This window comes from Muriicola sp., assembly GCF_049669965.1.
Lineage (GTDB): Bacteria > Bacteroidota > Bacteroidia > Flavobacteriales > Flavobacteriaceae > Muriicola.
The window spans coordinates 1-5,439 of record NZ_JBATLB010000260.1; the positions used below are offsets into that span (position 1 = coordinate 1).

General features: G+C 39.4%; 6 protein-coding genes and 1 pseudogene. 3 read left to right on the forward strand and 4 right to left on the reverse strand.

Annotated elements, in window-relative coordinates; all coding sequences use genetic code 11:
• A partial coding sequence (locus tag WBM49_RS13090) for a hypothetical protein (protein WP_424372503.1) occupies positions 1–157 on the reverse strand: 157 nt, incomplete at its 3' end.
• Positions 158–221: 64 nt separating this feature from the next.
• Between WBM49_RS13090 and WBM49_RS13095 the strand changes: the two genes are divergently transcribed.
• From WBM49_RS13095 to WBM49_RS13105, 3 genes are all read left to right on the forward strand, one after another.
• On the forward strand, positions 222–1,139 hold the full coding sequence (locus WBM49_RS13095) for a hypothetical protein (protein ID WP_424372498.1): 918 nt from the start codon (positions 222–224) through the stop codon (positions 1,137–1,139).
• A 123-nt stretch (positions 1,140–1,262) separates the two neighbouring features.
• On the forward strand, positions 1,263–1,682 hold the full coding sequence (locus tag WBM49_RS13100) for a hypothetical protein (RefSeq protein WP_424372499.1): 420 nt from the start codon (positions 1,263–1,265) through the stop codon (positions 1,680–1,682).
• Between the two features lie 87 nt (positions 1,683–1,769).
• Complete coding sequence (locus tag WBM49_RS13105; protein ID WP_424372500.1) at positions 1,770–2,132, forward strand: DUF4870 domain-containing protein; 363 nt, start codon at positions 1,770–1,772, stop codon at positions 2,130–2,132.
• A 57-nt stretch (positions 2,133–2,189) separates the two neighbouring features.
• Here WBM49_RS13105 and dnaN read toward each other — a convergent pair whose 3' ends face one another.
• The 3 genes and pseudogenes from dnaN to WBM49_RS13120 form a co-directional block, all read right to left on the reverse strand.
• Positions 2,190–3,308: a DNA polymerase III subunit beta gene (gene dnaN, locus WBM49_RS13110; RefSeq protein WP_424372501.1), complete on the reverse strand. Its 1,119-nt coding sequence runs from the start codon at positions 3,306–3,308 to the stop codon at positions 2,190–2,192.
• Positions 3,309–3,487: 179 nt separating this feature from the next.
• Positions 3,488–5,155 (reverse strand): gliding motility-associated ABC transporter substrate-binding protein GldG, encoded by a 1,668-nt coding sequence (gene gldG, locus WBM49_RS13115; RefSeq protein ID WP_424372502.1) that lies wholly within the window; start codon positions 5,153–5,155, stop codon positions 3,488–3,490.
• Position 5,156: 1 nt separating this feature from the next.
• A pseudogene (locus WBM49_RS13120) lies at positions 5,157–5,439 on the reverse strand (gliding motility-associated ABC transporter permease subunit GldF); the annotation flags it as partial.

Genomic DNA, 5,439 nt, shown 5'->3' on the forward strand with positions numbered 1-5,439 from the left:
GACTTGGAACAGCCGACAGATCTTTCCCGCTTACCGACTGAAAAACGGAGGAGCAAATAGGGATCGCTTTTTCTCCTGATACGCGTATTACGGCAATGGCGCCTGCCCCGGATGGGGTGGCTAATGCAATGATGGTATCCATTTCTGTATTGTTCATTAGTGGTATAGCATTACTTTGAAGAAAAAATCTTTCGTAGTATCTTGAGCAAAAATACTATTAAATGAGAACTTGCCTACTTTGCTTTCTTTTAATGTCTGTAGGTTTTATTTCTGCACAGGATATCGATTCTCTGGCTTCAAAGAGAAAATCTTTTCACAAATTCTCTAAAGATTCTTTAGGTCAATCTCCTCCAGGTGTTTTAAGAAAGGATACACTATGGTCAATAATAAAAGGGAATGACACTATTTGGTTGTCTAATAAAGAGGATTTCTTACAACAGGCTCCTCTGCGCGAAGGTGGTATAAGTGTTCCGTATGAACCTAAAAGTGAATCCTTTCTTAAACAATACATGGAAATAGTCTATAATATGTCGGCTTCCGAAGATTCGCTTAATACCTATCGAATGCGTTATTGGAAAAAGCCTTTAAAAATTTATATTGACAGTTCAGTTACTTCTGGAAGCACAAAGGCCTTTAAAAAATTTGCTCAGCAATTGTCAAAAGAAGTAGATTCCTTGAATATAACTTTCGTTACTTCTCGGGAGCAATCAAATTATTTGGTTTACCATACCAATAGAAAGTATCCAGAAGAGTATTTAGATAAACTTTCGAATACGAAAGAAGGCTATTATATTTTATGGAAATATGGTAAGATTAATCAAGGATACCTAAAGGTAGATACCGATCATTATCAAAATCCAGATCTTGTTAATCGTATTATGCTCTGGCGATTCTTTTTATCCTTAGGATATTTTATTACTCAAAATACTCTTCCATGTGATAGTTATCTCTCTACCTGTGGTTATTTGGCAAATGAAAGACCATCCCAAGCGGATATGGAGATCCTACGCTATCATTATTCGTACGGTATATGCAAAGGAACACGAATAACTGAATTTAAAGATCAGCATTTTCGGGCAAAGGAGGCACTGCGTAAGAACCCTATGAATCAGCATTATTTTATCCATTTTAACGAGTAGAATTTATTCCCAGTCTAAATATGATTATATGGAATTTAAAATCATTTATTTATTTCATTAGACCAGTACAGGGATACGACAAAATTTGTATCTTAAGAAATACCGATTATAAATACTTTTCAAATGATAAAGCAAATAGTTTATTTAGCAATCTTTATATGTCTTATAGGGATCACAAGGGGATATACCCAGGAGAATACAACTCCGGTTATGACAGAGGAGCAAATCCAGCAAATGAAGGAAGTTCAACAAAAGGTTGAAAAAGCTCAAAAAGAGGCCGAAAAAGCAGAAAAGGCTCAGAAAAAAGAAGAGAAAGAAGCCAAAGAGGCCAAGAGATTAAAAGATGACATCCGCAGTACTAAAAGATCGATTGACAGAGATGGAAATCGTATTGTTAATCTTAAAGAGAAACTTGAAGAGGATGGCGCCAAAGGGAAACTATCACCCAAGGATATAGAGAATCTCAATGACAAGATCCAAAGACTGGAAGCCCGTATAGTGAAGGATGAGGCTCGACTCAAAAAATTGGAAAAAAAGAAGTAGGGAAGGGGTTCTTAGTTTTACTTACTTAAAGGTGTAACATTTTAATTGATTTGACTACCTATATAGTGAAATCAAAAAACTTGTAACATGGAAATCATCAATCAATCAGCTTTACGAGTGGACCGGCAATTACTTGTCATCACTCATTTAACGCAACTTTTATCGTATGTCATAGGGTTTGGCGGCCTCATCACCCCCCTGATCATTTGGCTATCCTCCAAGGACCGCGTTGAAGGGATGGATGAACACGGGAAGGCGATCATTAATTTTCAATTGAGCCTTATCCTGTATTTTATAATTAGCATCCCCGCCATTCTATTACTGGGTTTGGGCATATTGGGAATCATTGGAGTGGTCGTTCTAGGATTTGTCCTGCCTATTGTTAACGCAGTCAGAGCTAGTAACGGCGAAGAGCCCAGTTATTTTATGACCATTAGATTTATTTCGTAGAGAAACTAAAAAACATAATCCGGCAAAGGCCGGATTTTTTATAGTGTAAATTGTCTATTAATTATTCAACATCACCGGCATAACCAGCATGGTGACATGTTCCCCTTCATCCAGTCCATCAATAGGAGTAAGGATCCCGGCCCGGTTGGGGAGGCTTAATTCAAGTGAAACTTCCTCTGAAGATAAATTTCCCAGCATTTCCACCAAGAATCTGGAGTTAAATCCGATCTGCATATCATCACCCTGATAGGCACAAGTGAGCCGCTCTTCAGCCTTGTTACTATAGTCAATGTCTTCTGCAGAGATATTCAATTCTGCCCCCGCAATACGAAGTCTTATCTGATGAGTGGTTCTGTTGGAAAAAATAGAAACCCTTCGTACAGAACTCAGGAAATGATTTCTTGAAATAGTAAGTTTGTTTGGATTTTCCTTTGGAATAACCGCTTCATAGTTGGGATATTTCCCATCAATCAATCTACAGATCAATTCTGTATTGTCAAAACTGAATTTAGCATTACTGTCGTTATACTCTACTTTTACCTGTTCTTCGCTCCCTGATAGAATACCCTTTAATAAATTCAACGGTTTTTTAGGCATGATAAACTCGGCAACTTCTGAGGCCTTTACATCATTTCGTCTGTATTTCACCAATTTGTGGGCATCTGTGGCCACAAAAGTTAGATGCTCCGAAGAGAATTGAAAGAATACCCCACTCATTACCGGTCTTAGGTCGTCATTTCCTGCTGCAAAAATGGTTTTTGTGATAGCTGTTGCCAGAATATCTCCCATGATGGTGGTAGAACTTGGGCTGGCCAATTCTACTGCCTTGGGAAATTCTGCCCCATCGGCATATGCCAGAGCATACTTTCCGTAATTTGAACTGATTTCCACCGTATGATTATCCTCTACCACAAAGGTCAGGGGTTGCTCCGGAAAGGTTTTTAAGGTGTCCAGTAATAATCGGGCAGGAACTGCTATGGTCCCTTCATTTTCAGATTCTACTTCCAACACAGCACTCATGGTGGTTTCCAGGTCTGAAGCAGACACGGTGAGTTTGCGTTTCTTTAATTCAAATAAGAAATTATCTAGTATGGGTAGTGTATTACTACTGTTGATGACGCCTCCTAATACCTGAAGTTGTTTTAATAAATACGTACTCGATACAATGAATTTCACAATGTCTGTTTTTTGGTTATCATAGAAACAAGTGACTGGATTCTGACCTTTCTCTAAACAGTCTTAAACCACCGCTTATTTCCTTCTTTACGGCTATAATTTGTGAAAAATCCTTCGCAAAGGATCTAAAAACAAATATATCTTAATTGTCTATTTCCGTAAAACTTACTTATTAACATCTATCTGCTATACTGCCTCTTGCGCCACCATGAAAAAAGTATGGATAAAAGCAGCACAAAAGCGAGGGGAACCCCTATAGAAATGAACTGCCAGCGTGTTTTTTGTGAAGCTATTTTCTCTGCGTCTAACATAGGAATAGCCACTGATTTATTTCGAATGTTTATAAGTCCGGTATCATCAAGAAGGTAATTGACGCTATTCAGCAAGAATTCCTTGTTCCCATAGAAGTTATTTGTCCATTTGTCATACCCCAATTCAAGTGGCCTGTTATTTCTCAATTGGTTCGCGATCAGATCCCCGTCTGCGATGAAGATCATCTTATTTTCCGGACCGTTCTCTTTTGTGCCTTCTAATTCAATGGGTTTCACTCTATTTTTATAGGCAGAGCTGAACGTCCCTTCCACTAAAACCGCTAAGGGCTTATTTCCATCAGTAAATTGCTCCTTATCCGGAGGCGAATTAAGGAATTCAAAGCTGATACGTTTGGGCATTGCTTCTGTTTTTGACAAGGGAGAACTCTGTGCCAGTACCGTCTTTTTATAGGGGTTACTCAAGGTATCTATGGTAGCTGTAAATTGAAATCTCAAAGCTTCCGTATTGGTGTTTATAGGATGGTTGTTCTTTGAAAACACCATAGGATTATAATACCAGGGGAGAGGATTGTACTCGGCACTGTTCGCTTCCCCATTGGCTAAAACGATCTGGGTGCAATAGAGATCGTTTACGAGCACCGGATTGAATCGAACGCCATATTTAAAGAACAGATCGTTAAGATTTAAATTCCTGGTAAGGGCCATTGCCTCTCCTTGTTCGTTAAAAAGGCTGTCTAGCTCCATGGCAACCGGATCGACCAGCCATAGCGACTTCCCGCCGTTTACGATAAATTGATCGAGCACATACTTTTCAGCTTCACTAAAGGCAATAGTAGGTTTTGCAATTAATGCCAGATCATAGGTATTAAGCTGATCCAGGACGCTCTGAGGATTACGCTCAACAGAATCTAAGGTAATGGCTCCTATATTGTAATATTCCCGTAGTGAACCCAGAATGTCCGCCAGATAAATATCCTGAAGTTCCCCGTTACCCTTTAAGACTGCAATACGTTTCTTCTGGTTGATCCCTACTTTGGTAAAGGCATCTGTAAAGGCGTATTCGAGGTTTTGGACAGAATTGTTGATCCTGTCTGCTGTACTGGCTCCTAGTTTATTTTTTAGGAGTGCTACTTTTACCGTTTTGTCCTTATAAGTAACCATAGCCCAGGGGAAAACCAGTTCCTGAGATACTTTCCCTTCATTTTCTGTGGTAACGTTTGCAGGGATTAAACCAATACTTTGAAGTTGAGCCAGGGTGGCCTCTGCTTGTGAGGCATCTTCCAACGGATCTTCAAAACTGTATTTGATGTTCCGGTTTTCATTGGAAAAATTTTCCAGGAGCTGGGCCGTCTCTATTTTTAAACGCTGGAATTCTGAAGGGAGCTCGCCCTCCAATAATACATCGATAATTACAGGAGCGTCGAATTTCTGTAGAACTTGCGTTGTAGTCTCCGACAGCGTAAATCTATGATCTTCCGTAAGATCGAAGCGCAGGTAAATAAATGATGCCAGAAAGTTTATGAGTAGTAAACTACCAAGCCACAAGGCACTATTTTTTAGAAAACCATTTCTCATTTTATACAGTTCGTTTTAAACGGGTTACGGTAAGAAAAAGAAAAAAGGCAGCCAGCGAAAGAAAGTAGACCACATCGCGGGTATCTATAATACCTCGGCCCATTCGTTCATAATGGGCCTGCATGCCTATATTTTCAAGGAACAGCGAAAACCCACCATCTAAAAAGAGTCCCGCTATGGCCTGAAATCCCAAATAGGCAACCAGGGCTATAAGAAGGGCTGTAAGAAAGGCAACGATCTGATTATCGGATAGGGTAGAGGCAAAGATCCCAATACTTGTATAT

Bases quoted from the DNA above. Each gene is read 5' to 3' on its own strand.
- WBM49_RS13105 (WP_424372500.1), top strand. From the start codon at position 1,770: ATGGAAATCATCAATCAATCAGCTTTACGAGTGGACCGGCAATTACTT.
- WBM49_RS13100 (WP_424372499.1), top strand. From the start codon at position 1,263: ATGATAAAGCAAATAGTTTATTTAGCAATCTTTATATGTCTTATAGGG.
- gldG (WP_424372502.1), bottom strand. From the start codon at position 5,155: ATGAGAAATGGTTTTCTAAAAAATAGTGCCTTGTGGCTTGGTAGTTTA.
- WBM49_RS13095 (WP_424372498.1), top strand. From the start codon at position 222: ATGAGAACTTGCCTACTTTGCTTTCTTTTAATGTCTGTAGGTTTTATT.